The 17,886-nt window shown below is 61.5% G+C and carries 16 protein-coding genes, 1 tRNA gene and 1 pseudogene; 16 read left to right on the top strand and 2 right to left on the bottom strand.

What is annotated here, in order from left to right; translation table 11 throughout:
• Window positions 1–74 precede the first annotated feature (74 nt).
• Genes J1C49_RS06130 through J1C49_RS06120 form a run of 3 tightly spaced genes read left to right on the top strand, consistent with a single transcriptional unit; the run spans window position 75 to window position 1,556 of the window.
• Window positions 75–662: an RNA polymerase sigma factor gene (locus J1C49_RS06130; protein ID WP_227444928.1), complete on the top strand. Its 588-nt coding sequence runs from the start codon at window positions 75–77 to the stop codon at window positions 660–662.
• On the top strand, window positions 655–1,035 hold the full coding sequence (locus J1C49_RS06125) for a dihydroorotate dehydrogenase (RefSeq protein WP_227444927.1): 381 nt from the start codon (window positions 655–657) through the stop codon (window positions 1,033–1,035). Before J1C49_RS06130 ends, J1C49_RS06125 begins: the two co-directional genes overlap by 8 nt.
• 5 nt (window positions 1,036–1,040) lie before the next feature.
• Window positions 1,041–1,556 carry a periplasmic heavy metal sensor gene (locus J1C49_RS06120; RefSeq protein WP_227444926.1) on the top strand — a complete coding sequence of 172 codons (516 nt, stop codon included), beginning with the start codon at window positions 1,041–1,043 and terminating at the stop codon, window positions 1,554–1,556.
• Between the two features lie 270 nt (window positions 1,557–1,826).
• Here the strand turns inward: J1C49_RS06120 and J1C49_RS06115 are convergent, their stop codons facing one another.
• On the bottom strand, window positions 1,827–3,290 hold the full coding sequence (locus J1C49_RS06115) for a diguanylate cyclase (RefSeq protein ID WP_227444925.1): 1,464 nt from the start codon (window positions 3,288–3,290) through the stop codon (window positions 1,827–1,829).
• Between the two features lie 117 nt (window positions 3,291–3,407).
• Between J1C49_RS06115 and J1C49_RS06110 the strand changes: the two genes are divergently transcribed.
• The 8 genes from J1C49_RS06110 to J1C49_RS06075 all read left to right on the top strand — a co-directional run bounded on the left by J1C49_RS06110 (window position 3,408) and on the right by J1C49_RS06075 (window position 10,738).
• Window positions 3,408–3,689 carry a DUF3572 domain-containing protein gene (locus tag J1C49_RS06110; RefSeq protein ID WP_227444924.1) on the top strand — a complete coding sequence of 94 codons (282 nt, stop codon included), beginning with the start codon at window positions 3,408–3,410 and terminating at the stop codon, window positions 3,687–3,689.
• Window positions 3,686–4,405 (top strand): HAD family hydrolase, encoded by a 720-nt coding sequence (locus tag J1C49_RS06105; RefSeq protein ID WP_227444923.1) that lies wholly within the window; start codon window positions 3,686–3,688, stop codon window positions 4,403–4,405. Before J1C49_RS06110 ends, J1C49_RS06105 begins: the two co-directional genes overlap by 4 nt.
• A gap of 87 nt (window positions 4,406–4,492) precedes the next feature.
• Window positions 4,493–6,070, top strand: a complete 1,578-nt coding sequence (locus tag J1C49_RS06100) for a trimethylamine methyltransferase family protein (RefSeq protein ID WP_227444922.1) — start codon at window positions 4,493–4,495, stop codon at window positions 6,068–6,070.
• A gap of 308 nt (window positions 6,071–6,378) precedes the next feature.
• The gene (locus J1C49_RS06095) at window positions 6,379–8,094 is read left to right on the top strand and encodes a DUF4153 domain-containing protein (protein ID WP_227444921.1); all 1,716 of its coding nucleotides are present in this window, start codon (window positions 6,379–6,381) and stop codon (window positions 8,092–8,094) included.
• A 64-nt stretch (window positions 8,095–8,158) separates the two neighbouring features.
• The gene (locus J1C49_RS06090) at window positions 8,159–8,782 is read left to right on the top strand and encodes a heme NO-binding domain-containing protein (protein WP_227444920.1); all 624 of its coding nucleotides are present in this window, start codon (window positions 8,159–8,161) and stop codon (window positions 8,780–8,782) included.
• The gene (locus J1C49_RS06085) at window positions 8,779–9,756 is read left to right on the top strand and encodes a GGDEF domain-containing protein (protein WP_227444919.1); all 978 of its coding nucleotides are present in this window, start codon (window positions 8,779–8,781) and stop codon (window positions 9,754–9,756) included. The genes J1C49_RS06090 and J1C49_RS06085 overlap by 4 nt, the downstream gene beginning before the upstream one ends.
• A 92-nt stretch (window positions 9,757–9,848) precedes the next feature.
• Window positions 9,849–9,923, top strand: a tRNA-Gln gene (locus J1C49_RS06080).
• Window positions 9,924–10,237: 314 nt separating this feature from the next.
• Window positions 10,238–10,738: a hypothetical protein gene (locus J1C49_RS06075; RefSeq protein ID WP_227445016.1), complete on the top strand. Its 501-nt coding sequence runs from the start codon at window positions 10,238–10,240 to the stop codon at window positions 10,736–10,738.
• Between the two features lie 228 nt (window positions 10,739–10,966).
• Here J1C49_RS06075 and J1C49_RS21925 read toward each other — a convergent pair.
• Window positions 10,967–11,050, bottom strand: a pseudogene (locus J1C49_RS21925) (IS5/IS1182 family transposase); the annotation flags it as partial.
• Window positions 11,051–11,518: 468 nt separating this feature from the next.
• Between J1C49_RS21925 and J1C49_RS06070 the strand changes: the two are divergent.
• From J1C49_RS06070 to J1C49_RS06050, 5 genes are all read left to right on the top strand, one after another.
• Complete coding sequence (locus tag J1C49_RS06070; protein WP_227444918.1) at window positions 11,519–12,103, top strand: ANTAR domain-containing response regulator; 585 nt, start codon at window positions 11,519–11,521, stop codon at window positions 12,101–12,103.
• Window positions 12,100–13,275, top strand: coding sequence for an ABC transporter substrate-binding protein (locus tag J1C49_RS06065; RefSeq protein WP_227444917.1), 1,176 nt, complete (start codon window positions 12,100–12,102; stop codon window positions 13,273–13,275). Before J1C49_RS06070 ends, J1C49_RS06065 begins: the two co-directional genes overlap by 4 nt.
• Before the next feature lie 267 nt (window positions 13,276–13,542).
• On the top strand, window positions 13,543–14,910 hold the full coding sequence (locus J1C49_RS06060; RefSeq protein WP_227444916.1) for a CmpA/NrtA family ABC transporter substrate-binding protein: 1,368 nt from the start codon (window positions 13,543–13,545) through the stop codon (window positions 14,908–14,910).
• Between the two features lie 162 nt (window positions 14,911–15,072).
• A complete protein-coding gene (locus tag J1C49_RS06055) occupies window positions 15,073–16,149 on the top strand; it encodes an ABC transporter permease (RefSeq protein WP_227444915.1) in 1,077 nt (358 codons plus the stop codon).
• A 47-nt stretch (window positions 16,150–16,196) separates the two neighbouring features.
• Window positions 16,197–17,882 carry an ABC transporter ATP-binding protein gene (locus J1C49_RS06050; protein ID WP_227444914.1) on the top strand — a complete coding sequence of 562 codons (1,686 nt, stop codon included), beginning with the start codon at window positions 16,197–16,199 and terminating at the stop codon, window positions 17,880–17,882.
• Window positions 17,883–17,886 lie beyond the last annotated feature (4 nt).

The following is a 17,886-nucleotide window of genomic DNA, read 5'->3' as shown; positions in this document are numbered from 1 at the left end:
GGCCATGCGACAGACGCGACCCCGGGCGTTGCGCTGAAGCGCGCGGTTCTGTAGCGCGGAAGGACTGATACGGGATGGCATTCGACGCCATGGCTCAAACGGAAGAAGACAGGCTCATCGCAGCCTATGCGGCCGGCGATCCGGTTGCGGCACGGGCGCTGACGGCGCGTCTTGCTCCGCGAATCTATGCGCATGCCATGCGGATGCTCGGAGGGGATTCCGCCGAGGCTGAGGACGTCACCCAAGACGCGATGCTTCGTCTGTGGCACGCCGCGGAAAGCTGGGAGCCGGGTGCGGCGAAAGCCTCAACCTGGCTTTTTCGTGTGACGTCCAACCTGTGTATCGACCGTTTGCGCAAGCGTCGCGGCGGTCCGGCGCTCGACGACGTGCCCGAGCCTGTGTCGGACGCGCCGTCCGCCGTCGCGGCACTGCAGAGCCGGGCGCGCACGGACGCGCTGCAGGACGCGTTGATGCGCCTGCCTGACCGGCAGAGACAAGCCGTCATCCTGCGCCATATCGAGGGGCTCTCCAATCCCGAGATTGCGCAGATCATGGACATTGGCCCACGTGCTGTCGAAAGTCTGACGGCACGAGGCAAGCGCGCGCTGGAGGCACTTCTTGCCGGTCGGCGCGCCGAACTGGGGTATGAGGACGATGACTGATCCCAAGCATGATACACAGCGACCCGGTTCCGGGACTGGCGGGCTTGATGCGCTTCTTGCCGAAGCGCGGGCAACGCCCCCGGAGCCCGCGCGGGATCTGTTGGCGCGGATCGAAGCGGATGGTGCGGCGGTGCAGGCTGAGCGGCGCAACAGGGACGCGGTGCGCAGCCAGCCACCATGGTGGCGCGGTATGCTGGAGGCGCTGGGCGGCGCGCCGTCGCTGGCAGGGTTGGCTGCCGCCTCGGTGGCGGGGCTCTGGATCGGTATCGCGCCGCCGGAAGCCGCGGCAAGCTGGCTCTCTGGCGACGAGCTGAGCAGCGCGGGACTGGGGTTCGACCCGCTTTCCGGATATGATCTGGCGGTTTGGGAGTGATGCACATGTCTGGGAATGACACGCCGCCCCGCGCAGTCCGGCGTTGGACGCGCTACCTCCTGATCGGCTCGCTTGCTCTGAACCTGCTCATTCTGGGCGCGGTCGCGGGCTTTCTTGTGCGAGGGGGGCCGGGTATCGGCCCGCGGGATGCCCGTGACCCGGTGGCGCCCTATACCCGCGCCCTGACCGAAACGCAGCGCGACGACTTGCGGCGCTCGTTGCGGCGCAACTTTCTGGTCGAGGACCGCGAGACCCGGACGGAGCGGCGTGCGGGGATCCTTGAGGATTACCGCGACGCTTTGACAACGTTGCGGGCGGACCCATTCGACCCGGATCCGCTGCGCGTCGTGCTGGACCGCCAGTCTGCCCGTGGTGAGGACCGTCGTCGCAAGGGACAGGAGGCGCTTGCGCAATATCTGGCGGGGCTGAGTTCCGAAGAGCGCAAGGCCTTCGCCGACAGGCTCGAACAGGAGATTTCCCGGTTCGGCAAGCACCGGGACCGTGCCGCGGACGAGCGGTGAGCGGCGCAGCCGTGCCTCGGTCTGCATGAAACGCTTCGCGACGATCTGAATAGCGCGCTTCGCGGCGGACCGCGTCATGTGCCGCGCGACGGACGGCGCGATACGCTGCTTGTTGCGCTGCCGCGGGCTGGAAACGCGGGAGCGCGCCGCGCCTTGCGGAAATCTGTTTGGTGGGGCCGTGGGCGCGTGCTACGCGGGGGTGATAAGCGGCACAGGGACGCGCCCCGCGCCTGTCGTCAGGCAAGCCGACGGACGCGAGGCTGCGTCCCGTTATGACGCCCCGCGCATAGAGCGCGGTGCACTGAACATCTTCTCGCGGGGCTCATAGGTGACGGCTTTTGCTTTTGCCGTGGCATCTGGAATGAGCCGATCGGCCATCACCACGGTGTTGCGGCCCAGATCCTTGGCGGCATAAAGTGCCTGATCGGCCGATTCCACGAGGGCCTCGGGGCCGAATTCGCGCCCGGGATGGGCGACTGCCACGCCCAGACTGATGGAGATCGGAATGCTCCGCCCGTCCTCCAGCTTCAAGGGTTCCGCGTTCAGGGTCCGGCAGAGCCGCTCCGCCGTGGCCTGCGCGGCTTCGCGACCGGTGTCCGGCATGACCACGAGGAATTCCTCGCCGCCATACCGCGCCACCAGATCTGCGGCACGCAGGTTGTTGCACAGCATTTCTGCGACTCCGCGCAGCACGGCGTCCCCCGTCGCATGTCCGAATTTGTCGTTGATGCTCTTGAAGTGGTCGAGATCGGCAAGCAGCAACGCGAAGGGGCGTTTGCGCATCTCGCTCTGCTCGGCGATGCGGGTCATGTGAGGCACCGCGTAGCGACGGTTGTAGAGCCCGGTGAGCGGATCGATGACCGCGGCACGCAAGCCGTCGCGCATGTCTTCGCGCAAACGGTCGGCAGTGCGCTTGCGGGCCACCTGCTTGCGGATGCGCAAGGCCAGTTCCTGTGGGTCGGGGCCATTCGACAAGAGATCATTCGCACCAAGGTCCAGCGCCGTGGCGGCCTCGTGCCGTTGGTAGGGATGGGCCACGTAGATGATCGACATGTGCCGCGTCGCCCCACCAGCCCGCAATTGCGGCAATAGCGCCAGACCGGTGCCTTCGCTCTGCCGGGCTTCCAGCAAGACCGCCACGTCGGGTGGACGCTGATTGCCGCTCAACACCCCCTCCGGAGACACCACGCGAAGCCGGTCGGACAGGCAATGGCCCAGCGCGTCCTGCAGATCCTCGGCCGCAGCCCGCCCGGCGCCACAGGGGATCAGCGCGACATTGGCGGGGCGCTCGAACCCGGCCGATGCCTCTGCGAGCCCCAGCGCGCGACGGGTATCCTCGCGCAGGCGCAACTCCGTTTCTGCATCCCGCGCGCGCAAGAGCGACCGCAGACGCGCAAGCATCACGAGGTCGTCGACCGGGCTTTGCATAACATCATCCGCCCCCGCGGCCAGCGCGGCCAGCCTTTCGGACGGGCTTGCATTGGCCTGCAGCAGGATGACCGGAAGATACGCGCCGAAGCTGTGCGCGCGAATGCGGCCGCAAAGCGCCTGACCGGTCATGTCCGGAAGCTCGGATGCGGTAATGACAAGATCGGGGCGCTGGCGCGTCAGCGCCTTTATGGCGCTTTCTCCGGAGCTTGCGAGGGTTACCTCGTAAAAAGCCGAGGCCAGTTTCACACGCAGCACGATCCGGTTTGTCGGCACCGCATCAACAATCAGAATTCGGGCTGTCATGCGTGATCTGTCCCTGTTTGGGTCAGTCATTGGGCTTGCCAATGACTTGTCTCTTCGTGGTGTTTCAGCTTTGATCCATCCAGGTTAACAAACCCTTTCGAGATTGGTAAAAAATAGATGCTTTCGCAGGAATCCGCCGAGACGATCGGCTTGCAGGCCGTCGCATGGCTGGCTTCGAATGACGAACTGCTGCCCGTGTTCATGGGGGCCACGGGCGCGTCGGAAGACGACTTCCGCGCGAATTTGCAGGACCCGGTCTTTCAAGGGTCTGTGCTCGATTTTCTCTTGATGGATGACAAATGGATCGTCGCCTTCTGCGATGAGACGGGGCTTGCACCGGACCAGCCCATGGCGGCGCGTGCACTGTTGCCTGGTGGAGGGCAGGTGCATTGGACATGACCGTTGACGCGGTGATCTTTGACAAGGACGGAACGCTTTTCGACTTTGCCGCCACCTGGGAAGCCTGGGCCGCGGCCTTTCTGGAACGGCTGTCGCGGGGCGATCCGGATCGCGCGGAGCGGCTTGGTGCAAGCGTCGGGTTTTCCTATCGGGAAAGGCGCTTTGCCCGCGACAGTATCGTGATCGCGGGAACACCGGCGGAGATCGCCGCCGCCTTGTCCCCGTCCTTGCCCGGTTTCGACGCCGGGCAATTGATCGCCCTGCTCAACGAGGAAGCGGCCCGAGCGCCCCAGCGCGAAGCCGTGCCACTGTTGCCGTTTCTGAGTGATCTGAAGGCACGCGGTTTGCGGCTGGGCGTCGCGACCAACGATGCCGAACAGCCGGCCCGGGCTCATTTGCGTGCGGCCGGTGTGGAGCAGTGCTTTGATTTCATCGCCGGCTTTGACAGCGGCCATGGCGCGAAGCCGGAGCCCGGCCCGTTGCTGGCCTTCGCCGAGGCCATGGCCATCGCGCCTGCGCGCATCGTGATGGTGGGCGACAGCTTGCACGATCTCAGGGCCGGGCGCGCGGCGGGGATGCGCACGGTCGGGGTGCTCACCGGGCTGGCCGGGCATGAGACGCTGTCCCCCATGGCCGACGTGGTGCTGCCCGATATCGGACATTTGCCGCGCTGGTTGTTGCGCGTCGCGCCAACGGGCGTGTCGGTCCGGACCTGAAAAACGACGCATCACGTCGCAATCGGGCAGGCAGTTCCAAGGCGTGGCGTGTCTGCTGATCCGCAGAGCCGAGATCAGGAGCGCGTGATGACCGAAAGCTTGAGCCCCACCCGCAGCCCGAGCCGCCGCAAGCGCGGCGGTGGTCGCGCCGGATTGGCAGAGCGCCGTGGCGGTGCCGTCATCGAACAGATGCCGTGGGACCCACCGATCAATCGGGACCAGCCCACCGAACCGCTCAGCGCGGACGGTGTCGCGCGCCTGCATGACGCGGCCATGCGCATTCTTGAAGAAATCGGGATCGAGTTTCTCAACCCCGACGCCTTGTCTGTCCTGCGCAAGGCCGGCTGTACCGTGACCGGAGACAACGTCCGCATGGGGCGTGACATGGTCATGGAGTATGTCGGGATGGCCCCGTCTTCCTTCACGATCACGCCACGCAATCCGGAGCGCAGGATCACCGTCGGAGACGGGCATCTGTTGTTCGGCAACGTGTCGTCGCCCCCGAATTACTGGGACATGGAAATCGGCAAGAAGGTGACCGGCACGCGGGCGATGTTTCAGAACCTGTTGAAGCTCACGCAGTATTTCAACTGTATCCATTTCGCCGGCGGTTACCCGGTCGAGCCGGTCGACGTGCATGCCAGCATTCGTCATCTCGACGCGACATTCGACAAGCTGGTGCTGACGGACAAGGTGCCGCACGCCTACTCTCTGGGGGCCGAGCGGGTCGAGGATGTGATGGAGATGGTGCGCATCGCCGCCGGTGTTTCGAATGATGAATTCGAGGCGCAGCCGCACATGTATACGAACATCAATTCGACCTCTCCGCTCAAGCATGACCATCCGATGCTTGATGGCTGGATGCGGTTGGCGCGGCGCGGGCAGGGTCTTGTCGTCACGCCTTTCACGCTTGCCGGTGCGATGGCCCCGGTCACCATGGCCGGCGCTGTTGCGCAGAGCCTTGCAGAGGGGCTGGCGGCGGTGGTGCTGGCGCAAATCATCAGGCCGGGGGTGCCTTGTGTGATCGGCACGTTCACCTCCAATGTGGACATGAAATCGGGCGCGCCTGCGTTTGGCACGCCGGAATACATGCGCGCCACCCAGATCACCGGACAAATGGCCCGCTTTTATGGGTTGCCGATGCGCTCGTCCGGTGTGTGCGCGGCCAATGTGCCGGACGCGCAATCCATGTGGGAGACCGAACACAGCCTTTGGGCCGCAGTGCAGTCCGGCTCCAACATGGTCTATCACGCGGCGGGATGGCTCGAAGGCGGTCTGATCGCCAGCCCTGAGAAATTCATCATGGATTGCGAGGTTTTGCAGCAAATCCAACGCTATATGAATCCCGACCTGTGGGACGTGTCCGAAGACGCCTTGGCAGTCGAGGCGATCCGGGACGTGGGGCCGGACGGCCATTTCTTTGGCTGTCAACACACGCAGGACCGCTACACGACGGCGTTTTACCAGCCCTTTCTGTCGGACTGGAAGAATTACGAGGCCTGGGAGGCGGCGGGCGGCGTCTGGACGCCTGAGCGCGCGCATCTGATCTACAAGTCGATCCTCGCCGATTTTGAACCGCCGGAATTGGATGGCACGATCCGAGAGGCGCTCGAGCGCTTTGTTGCAAACCGCAAGCAAGAGGGCGGGGCACCGACCGATTTCTAGGAAAGCCATGCGAGCCGCATAAGAGCGCCCCCGAGGGGCGGCAGGTCCGGGTGCGCGCCATTCACAGCGGACAAACCGCCGGGGCTCCGAAGGGACCGCGTCAGATCAAAGAGCGCGTCCCGTAGATGTCACCGACAGGGCGGGAAAGGCCCGTCGTTATGCGCGGGCGGATCACCCGAACGGTGTATTCCAGCGGCGGGAAACCCGACCTTGCAGGTAAGGTGCTTGAGGTGACACTTTCCATAGATGTCCGACTGAGCGGGTGCTGCCTTCTTCCGCGCGTTCGGCTGTCAACAAAGGAGAGCCTTTTGACACAAGACAATGACCGGACGCTCTACGTCATGTTGACCGCGTTGGGGGCGCTCGCGGGCTTGTGCGGCTGGGCGCTGATCGAGGCGGGATCGCGTGGGCTGCGCCCGGATCGCGATATTCTCGGGCTGTCCGGCGTGGCGTTTGCCGGCTTTGCCGTGCTTTTGGCTTTGGTCGGACCCGCGCCGCTCAGGCGGGCGGTGGTACCCTCGCTCGCGATCGGGGGTGGTCTGGGCATGATGTTCTGGCTTGGGTCATTCCGTCATGCCCATGTCGAAGGCTATCTTGCGCTCGGCTACCCTCTGGCGGCCTATGCCAGCGTCCTGCTTGTCTCGACACCGTTTGCCGCCGCCGCGATCGAACGGCGCGGTGGTTGGCGCGACTATGCGCGCTTGTTCGATCACAGTTGGCGTATCCTGATCCGCTATGCCGGCGCGGCGCTGTTCGTTGCGCTGTTCTGGGCGCTGGTGCTGCTGTCGGATGCTTTGTTGCAAATCGTGGGCCTGGCACTTTTCGACGTCCTGACGGCCACCGACTGGTTTGTGGCCATGCTGACGGGAGCTGTCTTCGGGCTGGCGCTTGCGGTGACCAACGCGCTCTCTGCCATGATGGCGCCGGACCTGCTCTTGCGTTTGCTGCGGCTGCTGGCGCCGGTTGTGCTTACGGTCGTGGCGGTTTTCCTTGTTATGCTGCCCGTGCGCGGATGGGACGGGTTGCTTGCGGGGCTTTCACCCGCTGCCAGCCTTATCGCGTTTGCCTTTGCCGCGATCACTTTGGTGACCATCGCGCTGGATCGCGGTCCCGAGCGGGAGGTGTCGGGGCAGGGGATGCGCATGGTGACGGCAGCCCTTGCTGTGGCGACACCGGTGCTGGCGGGACTTGCGCTTTGGGCCATTGCATTGCGGGTCGGGCAATACGGCTGGACGCCTGCGCGCCTCATTGCAACGGCGCTTGCTGGCGTGAGCGCCGCGCACGGGCTTGCCTACGCGGTGATCGTGCTGTGGCGGTCGCGATGGCCTGAGCGCCTCCGACAAGCAAATATCTGGTTGAGTCTGGCCACTGTGCTTTTTGCACTGTCATGGTTCACCCCCTTGATCCATCCCGAACAGATCGCCGCCCGAGACCAGTTGCAACGCGCCCTGCAACAGACCGACGCTTCTGGCATTCCATTGCGGGCAATGGCGCAGGACTGGGGCGTCGCAGGTGCGCGCTCAGTTGCCGCTCTGAGGACCGAGCGTCCTGACCTTGTTGCAGAGATCGAAAGGACAATGACCGGGCGCCGTCAACCGATTGCGGATGTCGAGGATATTGCCGCGCAGTTGGCGGTTTATCCCGTCGGGCGTTCCGTCATGCCAGATAATCTTGAAGGGCTTTCCATCTTCTTGCGCCAAGAACTCGCGTCCGGTTGCCGGATCGATGTGCAGGGGGTGCCGGGCTGTGCGCTTTACTTTGGTGAGTTTGGTGCGGCCGAGACGGAACAGGCCATTCTGTTTGCTGTCGACGAGGATGGGGATGTGAGACTGTGGTTGGTTGCCCGTAATCCGGACGGGCAGTTCGAACATATTGGCCGGGTCGCCACCATCAATGACGATGCCGCGATTTCGAGCGTTCCCGCAAGTGTTTTGGGCCGCCTGCGCGAGGGTGAGGCGGTGATCGCACCCAGCACCCGCAAATCACTTTTCTTGGGCGGGATCGAATTTTTTCCGATCAATTGAAGACTTTACCCGAAAATTAAGATCCGTGCCTCATCGTTTGAGCATTACAAGAGGCGCATACACGATGCATGGCTTGATCCTGCGTACATTCGAGATGTTTGTCCGCGATACTCATGGGCAGGCAGATTGGGAAAGGCTGGCGGACAACGCCGAGCTTGGGACGACGACGTTCGAAGCCATGCTGCACTATGAACCGCAGGTGTTTGATCAATTGCTCAGCCATGTCCCGCAAGAGCTTGGCAAGCCGCCCGAGGCGTTTCTTGAAGATCTTGGCTTGTATCTCGTCTCCCACCCGAATTGTGAAGGACTGCGGCGCCTGCTTCGATTTGGGGGCGTCGATTTCATTGATTTCCTGCATTCTCTCGATGAACTGCCCGACCGGACGAGACTGGCTGTTTCGGACCTCGATCTGCCGGATCTGGAGTTGCGTGAACATGGCCCGGCGCATTTCTCGCTCAGGATTGGAGAAGGCCTGCCGGGTTTCGGTCATGTGCTGGTGGGTTTGCTGCGCGCCATGGCCGACGATTACGGGACGCTGGCGTTGCTCGACTACTCTGATGGTTTCCAGGGGGCGGAGCGGATTGAAATCACCCTTGTCGAAACATCCTTCGCAGAAGGCCGCTCGTTCGATCTTGCCGGCAGCGAAGAGGGCGGCACGGAAACACGGCGACAGGAGGCGCGGGCATGACGATCCCTGCAACGGCGCTGCATAGCCTGTGCCCAATGCATGTCATCGTGTTGAATGACGGTACAATCAAGCAGGCAGGACCGACGCTCTGCAAGATGCTGGGCCGCGATCCGTGCGGTGAGCAATTCTTTGACACCTTTCTCCTTTCGCGTCCGCGCTCCGTCGACTCCGTTGCGGAAATGGCCTGCGCCGTTGGGCGCAAATTGCATCTGACATTGAGGGGCGGGCCACCAATCCCGCTCAAGGGCCATGTGGTTCCGCTGGATGACACTGGCAGCCTGATCAACATTTCGTTCGGCTTCGCTGTCAGTCAGGGCGTGCGGGCCTTCTCCCTCAACAACGCTGATTTTGCACCAACGGATCTCGCCATCGAATTGCTCTACCTGGTGGAAGCAAACAGTGCGGCGATGTCGTCCTCGCGGCGGCTTAACAGACGGTTACAGGGGGCCAAGGACGAAGCAGAGGCGCGGGCGCATAGTGACACGCTCACCGGCCTGCAGAACCGGCGTGCGCTGGACGCAATGCTGAAGAGGATCGATCGGGCGGGCAACCCTTTCGCCATCATGCATATCGACCTCGATTTCTTCAAACATGTGAACGATACCTACGGCCATGCGGCCGGTGACCATGTGCTTCAGGTCGTGTCTCGAATCATGCTTGAGCTTACGCGCAAGGACGATCTCGTTGCACGTATTGGTGGCGATGAATTCGTGATCGTGTTTCCCAACGCCGTTCAGCGCGATCGGCTCGCCAGCAAGGCGGCGACCATGATCGCAATGATGGAGCGCCCGATCCCGTTTCAGGGCGTGAGCCTCGAAGTCTCCGCAAGCATAGGGATCGCTGTTGATGCCGAGGGCCGAAAACCCGCCAACGAAGCGCTTGAACAAGCCGATCAAGCACTTTACGCAGCCAAGCGTGCCGGACGCGCACAATATGCATTGGCCGATATGGAGCAGCCGCTGGGGACGCAATAACGCGGTTACATGTCGTGCTGCGGATGGGCAAAAATTTGCACCAGATGGGTCTTGATCCTCGCTGGGACAAGTCGTAAAAGCCCGCTCACGGTTGGGGTGTAGCCAAGTGGTAAGGCACCGGTTTTTGGTACCGCGCACCGTAGGTTCGAATCCTACCACCCCAGCCAGTAACTCCGAAAGTCCCTCATATCTCAGACGCTTGTCTTTTCCGGCTCAGTAGGGTCGGGGCGCAGGTTACACGTGCGTTCACACAGAAGGTTACACGACCTTCCTGCCGTCGGCCCTGGACGTTCCGTGGTGATGACCGACGTGAAGGGCGGTTGTCATGGCGACAGTTCCATTTCTCTGCACGAGGCGGGGACGATTCTATTTCCGCAGGCGTTTGCCGGGGTTATCCACATATACCGTGCCCGTGATGGTATCGCTGGGGACGACGGATCGAGCTTTAGCGACTAAGTTGTGCGTGCAAGTGACTGCACTCATGGACCAAATGCTCGACCAGGACCTTCATGTCGATCTGCCCGCAGTGGAAGTGGCAGCCTTTTTCAAGGCCGAATTGCCGCGCTGTGTGGATACGGTCCGCCGCGGGCGGATGGTCGAGCGTATGGATGGAAGCCTTACCGTGGAAAAGGCGCGCCGCAATCGCCTAGAGACATTCGTCTTGCGTGGCATGGTCGAGGATGGTCTGCGGGAGCAGATGGCACCCGAGCGCCTTGAGAGGCTGGACGCGATAGAGCGCGAGACTGCACAAGACACTCAGTCGAAGATGTTCCGTGAGTTCATCTCACCGGCGTTCAACTCGGAAATTCAAAAGCGCGCGAAGGCTGGCAGCAGCTTGACCCAGATGGATGTCCTGCAGCTCCGTTGGGCGGCGGTCGAAGCCCGTATGGCCGCCCATGAAGCCGCCGAAGCGGTTCCGCTCCATAATGCCGAGTCCGTACGTGACGCCGCGGTGGCGCTCTTGCGTGGGATCACGCAGTAGGCGATAGGCTCTACGTCGCCGTTCACAGCGCCGCAAGATGCCGTCATAGAAGTGCCGCGGCACGACCTGTCCACTTGTGCCGTCGGCAAGTCCGCTTTGATCCTGGCTGCCCCGCCAGCTACCGCCACGCCTGAACCAGCACTGACGCCCGGGGTTGCGTTGATCGAGTTTCGTATGACGGGGCGGGCTCTGCATGCCCAACTCGATGCCGCGCGGGACCAGGCGCCGAACGAGGGGTTTGCCGTGGGACTTTGGAAAATAGGGCCTCAAACGCGCCATCTGCGCATCGCTCAACCAGAAAAGATCAGACATGTCACCACTCGTTTTTCCAGCCGTGAATCATGCAACTTCCCGGAAATCAATGGGTCCTGACCCTCGCGTAAAGGGGGGTATACGATGTCTGACGGTGGAATTTCTATACCTACAATAATTGATACCCTCTTATCTGACGGAAACGCTCCCTTCACTGCTGGGGGCGTTCCTTTATGACCGCTGCCCAGAGGTGTTTCTCTCTGCCATCGTTCTTGTGGCTACCGTCATCTACAGGTTATGAATCCTGACTCCAAGAAAACCGAGGAACCACATGGCCATCATTCGCGTGGCTCAGGGTATGGCTTGGTTGCCTTGACGCATCGTCGCGACCCTCAGGATACGTCGCAATCTGTCGCGAGCGCCTTCTTTTTGAGCAAATGCGCTGCTTGTCTGGCTTGATACGAAAAAGCTGCGCCAAGTTTTCTCATCAGACTTGCTCCTGAAAACGGTTCTGAGCCAATGGCCTGTATGACGAGAGAACTGACTGTGGTTGTCGTTGAAGACGACCGCGACCGTGCAATAGCCATTGTGGATGCGCTGAGGGCAGGAGCCGATTGTCGGGTTTTCGTGATCGGCAATTCCTCCGGGCTTGCCCGAAAGATCGCCGTGCACGAGCCGGATATCGTGCTGATCGATATCGATAATCCGACCCGGGACATTCTGGAGGAACTGACGCTGGCCTCCGGTCCTTTGGAACGTCCCGTGGCCATGTTCGTGTCCGGAGCCGCAGGGGGGCTGGCGAAAACGGCGGTTGAGGCAGGGGTCTCGGCATATGTGGTGGATGGCCTGCAGCCCGAGCGGATCAAAGCCGTCATAGATACAGCCATCGCGCGCTTTCAGATGGTGCGCCAGATTCGCACTGAGTTGGCCGAGACACGCCGTGCGCTCGAGGAGCGCAAGGTTATCGATCGCGCCAAGGGTCTTTTGATGAAAGCCAAAGGTCTCGACGAGGACGCAGCCTATGCATTGCTGCGCAAGACAGCGATGGATCAGGGACGGCGGGTCGCGGACGTGGCTGAAGCGCTCGTGACCGCTGCGGGACTATTGGGATGAAGACGGTCAACGTGCCCCTGGCCTATATGCCGCTGGTCGACGCAGCCCCGGTCATCATCGCGCAGGAAATGGGGTTTGCCGAGACCGAAGGCATCAATCTCGACCTGATCGCCGCGCCTTCGTGGTCTTCGGTGCGGGACATGCTGGCCTTCGGGCGAGTCGATGCAGCGCATCTTCTCTCTCCGGTCGCGGTCGCAATGGCAATGGGGCTGGGCGGCGTAAGCACACCGATTTCGGCAGTTTCTGTTCTGTCGGTCAACGGCAATGTCATTGGGGTCGGCCGAACGCTGGAGGCAAGACTGCGTGACGCAGGTTTCGGTTTTGATTTTCACGATCCCTACCGGGCTGCCGAAGCTTTGGCGTCCGTCCGGGACGGGCCAATCGTGTTCGGTGTCCCGTTCCCCTTTTCAATACATGTGGAGCTTTTGCGTTACTGGTGCGGCCGATCCGCCCTTGGCATCGGTGGTATCGAAATCAGGACCGTGCCGCCCCCTTTGATGGCTGATGCGCTGGCGGCTGGCGATGTGGATGCGTTCTGCGTGGGCGAGCCATGGGGATCGGTTGCGGTTGATCAGGGAGCGGGAGCACTCTTACTGCCCGGCAAGGCGATCTGGGGCTTCGCCCCTGAAAAGGTCTTGGCCGCGCGCACCGACTGGGCCGACAATGAGCCAGACCTCCTGGGACGATTGATGCGCGCGGTTTGGCAAGCAGGCCGTTGGCTGTCCAAGCAACATAGCCGGACGACCGCAGGCGAGATACTGTCGCGCAAGGCGTATCTGGATATCTCGCCGGAACTGATCGACCGTGCATTGAGGGGTCACCTGACGGTTACCCGCGATGGTGATCTGCGGAATGTCGAGGATTTCCTCTGCTTTCACCGCGGTGCGGCAACCTTTCCATGGCGTAGTCAGGCCAAGTGGATCGCCACTCGGTTGCAGGAAAGACTTGGCGGCGGGTCTTCGGTGTCACTTGACGAAGCTGCGCGTGTGTTCCGCTCTGATCTCTATCGTCAGCACCTCGCCCAGATCGGCGCGGACATGCCCGGCGCGTCGGAAAAACTGGAAGGCGCGATTCGGCATCCAACCGCCGTTGCCTCGACCCGCGGACAGATGACCCTGTTGCCGGATGCGTTTTTTGATGGCCAACTATTCGACCCGAGCCCGCAGAAGTGAACGTTTTTTGAGCAGAATTGCTGCAACGCAGCATGTTGCCGCCCGTCACAAGGCTTTCTGCGCATTTTTTCTTTGAGACCAGCCGCTCCGTCGTGCATCACTGTAATACCGGTCTGCAATGGCGTAGCCCGTACCGAATTCTCCCTATGACTGGGATCTCTGAGCAAAGCCGCTCGCATCGCGTCGCCTCCCGACGTGCATGCTGCGGCTTTTTTGCGTTTGCCGGTGCGTTATCCTCCCGCGCCCGGTCCAAAGAAAGGAACGAGGATGGAAAACGTGCTGATCAGTCTCGCAACTGCGACGGCATTGGCCGGTCCGGCAGCGGCAGAACTGCTGGATCTGGAAAAGGACGAACTGACCTTCGGATTTATCAAGCTGACCGATATGGCTCCGCTCGCGGTGGCATATGAGCAGGGCTATTTCCTCGACGAAGGCCTGTTTGTGACGCTTGAAGCGCAAGCCAACTGGAAGGTGCTTCTTGACGGTGTGATCGACGGACAACTTGACGGCGCGCACATGCTGGCAGGCCAGCCATTGGCCGCCACCATCGGTTTCGGCACCGAAGCGCATATCATAACGCCCTTCTCGATGGATCTGAACGGCAACGGCATCACGGTGTCGAACGAAGTCTGGGAAATGATGAAGCCAAACATTCCCACCATGGACGATGGCCGCCCTCAGCACCCGATCAGCGCGGCCGCACTGAAGCCCGTGGTCGAAGAATTCAGCGCAAAAGGCGAACCCTTCAACATGGGCATGGTGTTCCCGGTCTCCACGCACAATTACGAGCTGCGCTACTGGTTGGCCGCCGGAGGGCTTGAGCCCGGCTTCTACAGCCCTGAAAACATCACAGGACAAATCGGTGCCGATGTTTTTCTGTCAGTGACGCCGCCGCCGCAAATGCCAGCCACGCTCGAAGCGGGCACCATTCACGGGTATTGCGTCGGCGAGCCATGGAACCAGCAAGCGGTTTTCAAAGGCATCGGCGTGCCGGTCATTACCGACTACCAGATGTGGAAAAACAATCCCGAGAAGGTGTTCGGCATCACCAAGGAATTCGCGGATGCGAACCCGAACACGACAAAAGCCCTCGTGAAGGCACTGATCCGTGCCGCCATCTGGCTGGACGAAAACGATAACGCCAACCGTCCCGCGGCGGTCGAAATTCTGAGCCGTCCGGAATATGTGGGCGCTGATTACGACGTGATCGCCAATTCGATGACCGGCTTTTTCGAATTCGAAAAGGGTGACAAACGCGATATCCCCGATTTCAACGTGTTCTTCCGCTACAACGCGACTTATCCGTTCTATTCCGACGCCATCTGGTATCTGACGCAGATGCGCCGCTGGGGCCAGATCGCCGATGGCAAGCCGGACGAATGGTATTTCGAGGTCGCCAAAAGCGTCTATCGCCCGGACATCTATCTCGAGGCGGCGCGTTTGCTGGTGGACGAGGGATTGGCGAATGAAGCCGATTTCCCCTGGGAGAGCGATGGTTTCAAAGAACCGACGCCCGCGTTCGATATCATTGACGGCATCCCCTATGACGGCCGCCAACCCAACGCCTATCTCGAAAGCCTGCCGATTGGCCTGAAAGGTGACCAAAAGGTCATCGGCAACGAAATCCAGGGCTGAACGTCCTGAAAGTGCTGCTGGCGCACGCGCTTTGCGCCGGCAGCAACAAGGGATCCTCCGTGCACCGATCATGCGGCGCGGATGTGCAGCACGCCCAAGTCGCTCCCTCGAACGCACGCACCCGATTCACGCTGCCATGCAGCAAAACCGCTGGACAAGATCATGACCGCCATTGACCCCTCTCAGATCACAGATGCCGAGCGCGACGCGCGCAAGGCGCGTCTTTTCACCCGCATCAACAAGGCTGATCGCTGGTTTCAGGTGCTTGGCCTCAGTTGGCTCACCCCCATCCTGAAAGCCGCTGCCGGTGACAATCCACGGGCGCAAATGAGCGAGATCTGGCGCCTTCTCGGGGTTCCGCTGCTTGCCATTGCTGGCTTCCTGACGCTCTGGGCCACGCTGGCGCCAACCGTGCAGACATCTCTGGGGGCCGTTCCGGGGCCTGCTCAGGTCTGGACCGAAGCCGTGAACCTGCACCAAGACGCGGTGGCCAAGGTCGAAAGCCGTGAGAAGTTCGAAGCACAGGTCGCGCAACTGAACGAGCGCCGCATCCAACAGGGCAAAGAGCCCGTCGAACGCGCCTATACCGGCGCGCCGAGCTACTACGCACAGATCTGGACGTCGATCCAGACGGTGTTCTTCGGTTTTCTCATCGCGTCGGCTGTGGCCATCCCGCTGGGGATTGCTGCCGGTCTGTCACCAACCGCAAATGCTGCGTTGAATCCGATCATTCAAATTTTCAAACCGGTTTCGCCGCTGGCTTGGCTGCCGATCGTCACGATGGTTGTCTCGGCGCTTTACACGACAAATGACGGCTTCTTTGCCAAGTCCTTCCTGAACTCGGCGATCACGGTGACGCTGTGTTCGCTCTGGCCCACAATGATCAACACGGCGCTGGGCGTGTCGAGCATCGACAAGGATTTGGTGAACGTCTCGAAGGTGCTGAAAATGAACACCTGGACCAAGATCACCAAACTGGTGCTGCCTTCGGCCTTGCCGCTGATCTTTACCGGGCTGCGTCTGAGCCTTGGGGTTGGCTGGATGGTCCTGATCGCAGCGGAGATGCTGGCGCAAAACCCGGGCCTGGGCAAATTCGTCTGGGACGAATTCCAGAACGGATCATCGTCCAGCCTTGCCAAGATCATGGTTGCCGTTCTGACGATTGGTATCATTGGTTTCCTGCTGGACCGACTGATGTACGCGATCCAGTCGCTCTTCACCTTCACTAACCACCGTTGAGGCCCACGCTCCAGTAGCAAAGCGGTAGCGCAGGAAAGGAAATCAACATGGGTATTCTGACACTCGATGGCGTCTCGAAAAGCTATGGCGAAGGACCATCACAAACGGATGTGCTGAACGACATATCGCTTGAAGTGAAAGAGGGCGAGTTCCTCGTTCTCTTGGGCTTTTCCGGAACCGGCAAGACGACGCTGATCAACATGTTTGCGGGGCTGGACACGCCGACGAAGGGCAAGGTTCTGTTCAAGGGCCAGCCCGTCACCGGTCCGGGCCCGGAGCGCGGCGTGATCTTTCAAAGCTATTCGCTGATGCCATGGCTGACTGTGACTGGAAACGTTGGGCTGGCGGTCGATGCGATTTTTCCCGGTCTGAGCCGGTCGGAAAAAGCGGCGAAAGTCGAGCACTACGTAAAAATGGTGGGGCTCGGTCACGCTGCCGGGCGACGTCCGGCAGAGCTTTCAGGCGGCATGCGCCAGCGGGTGAACGTGGCGCGCGCTCTGGCCATGAACCCCGAGGTTCTGCTGTTGGACGAACCGCTCAGCGCGCTGGATGCATTGACGCGCGCCAATCTGGCCGACGAGATCGAGCGCATCTGGGAAGCGGACAAGAAAACCTGCGTGTTAATCACCAACGATGTGGACGAGGCGATTGTCCTGGCCGACCGCATCATCGCGCTCAACCCTGACGGCACGCTTGGTGACGAGTTCAAGGTGACGATCCCGCGTCCGCGCGACCGGACCGAAATGAACCACGATGAAACCTTCAAGGCGCTGCGCGCGGAGGTGACCCAATACCTGATGGATGTTGGCATCGAGGCCAAGGTCGAAGGCAGCCGATCGCTGCCAAACGTGACCCCGATACATGGTGTGCCAACAGCGGTGGCGAAGGCACAGGAAGGCATGATCGAGGGCCGGTTCCTCGACTTCTCTCAGCTGCACAAGGTCTATCCCACCCCCAAGGGCCCGCTGACAGTGGTCGAGAACTTCGATCTCAAGATCAATAAAGGCGAGTTCATATCGCTGATCGGGCATTCGGGCTGCGGTAAATCCACGGTGCTGACCATGGCGGCGGGGCTCAATGACATCTCCAAGGGGGCGATCAAGCTGGATGGCCGGCACGTCGAAGGCGCAGACCCCGAGCGCGCCGTCGTCTTCCAGGCACCGTCCTTGTTTCCGTGGTTGACTGCCAAGGAGAACGTCAGCGTCGGGGCCGACCGGGTCTATCCCAAGGCGTCCCGGCAAGAGCGTCAGGACGTGGTGGAATACTACCTCGAACGCGTGGGTCTGGCCGACGCAATGGACAAGCCAGCGGCGGAACTCTCAAACGGCATGAAACAGCGCGTTGGCATCGCGCGCGCCTTCGCGCTGTCGCCCAAGCTGCTCTTGCTGGACGAGCCCTTCGGCATGCTTGACAGCCTCACACGCTGGGAATTGCAAGAAGTGCTGATGGAGGTCTGGTCGCGCACCAAGGTTACCGCGATCTGTGTGACCCACGACGTGGACGAGGCGATCCTTCTGGCGGATCGCGTGGTAATGATGACCAACGGGCCGCAGGCCACGATCGGCAAGATCACCGAGGTCGACCTGCCACGCCCGCGGACCCGAAAAGCGCTGCTCCAGCACCCTGACTATTACACGTATCGGCAGGAGGTGCTCGATTTCCTCGAAGAGTACGAGCACGGCGCAAAACCCAAGCCCAAGGCAACTGCACCCAAGCCAATTGCGGCGGAGTAACAGC

This window comes from Cognatishimia sp. F0-27 (genome assembly GCF_020667845.1).
Classification (GTDB): domain Bacteria; phylum Pseudomonadota; class Alphaproteobacteria; order Rhodobacterales; family Rhodobacteraceae; genus JAFMPQ01.
Note: the sequence above shows the minus strand (reverse complement) of the source record. Positions and strands in the feature narration are given on the sequence as shown.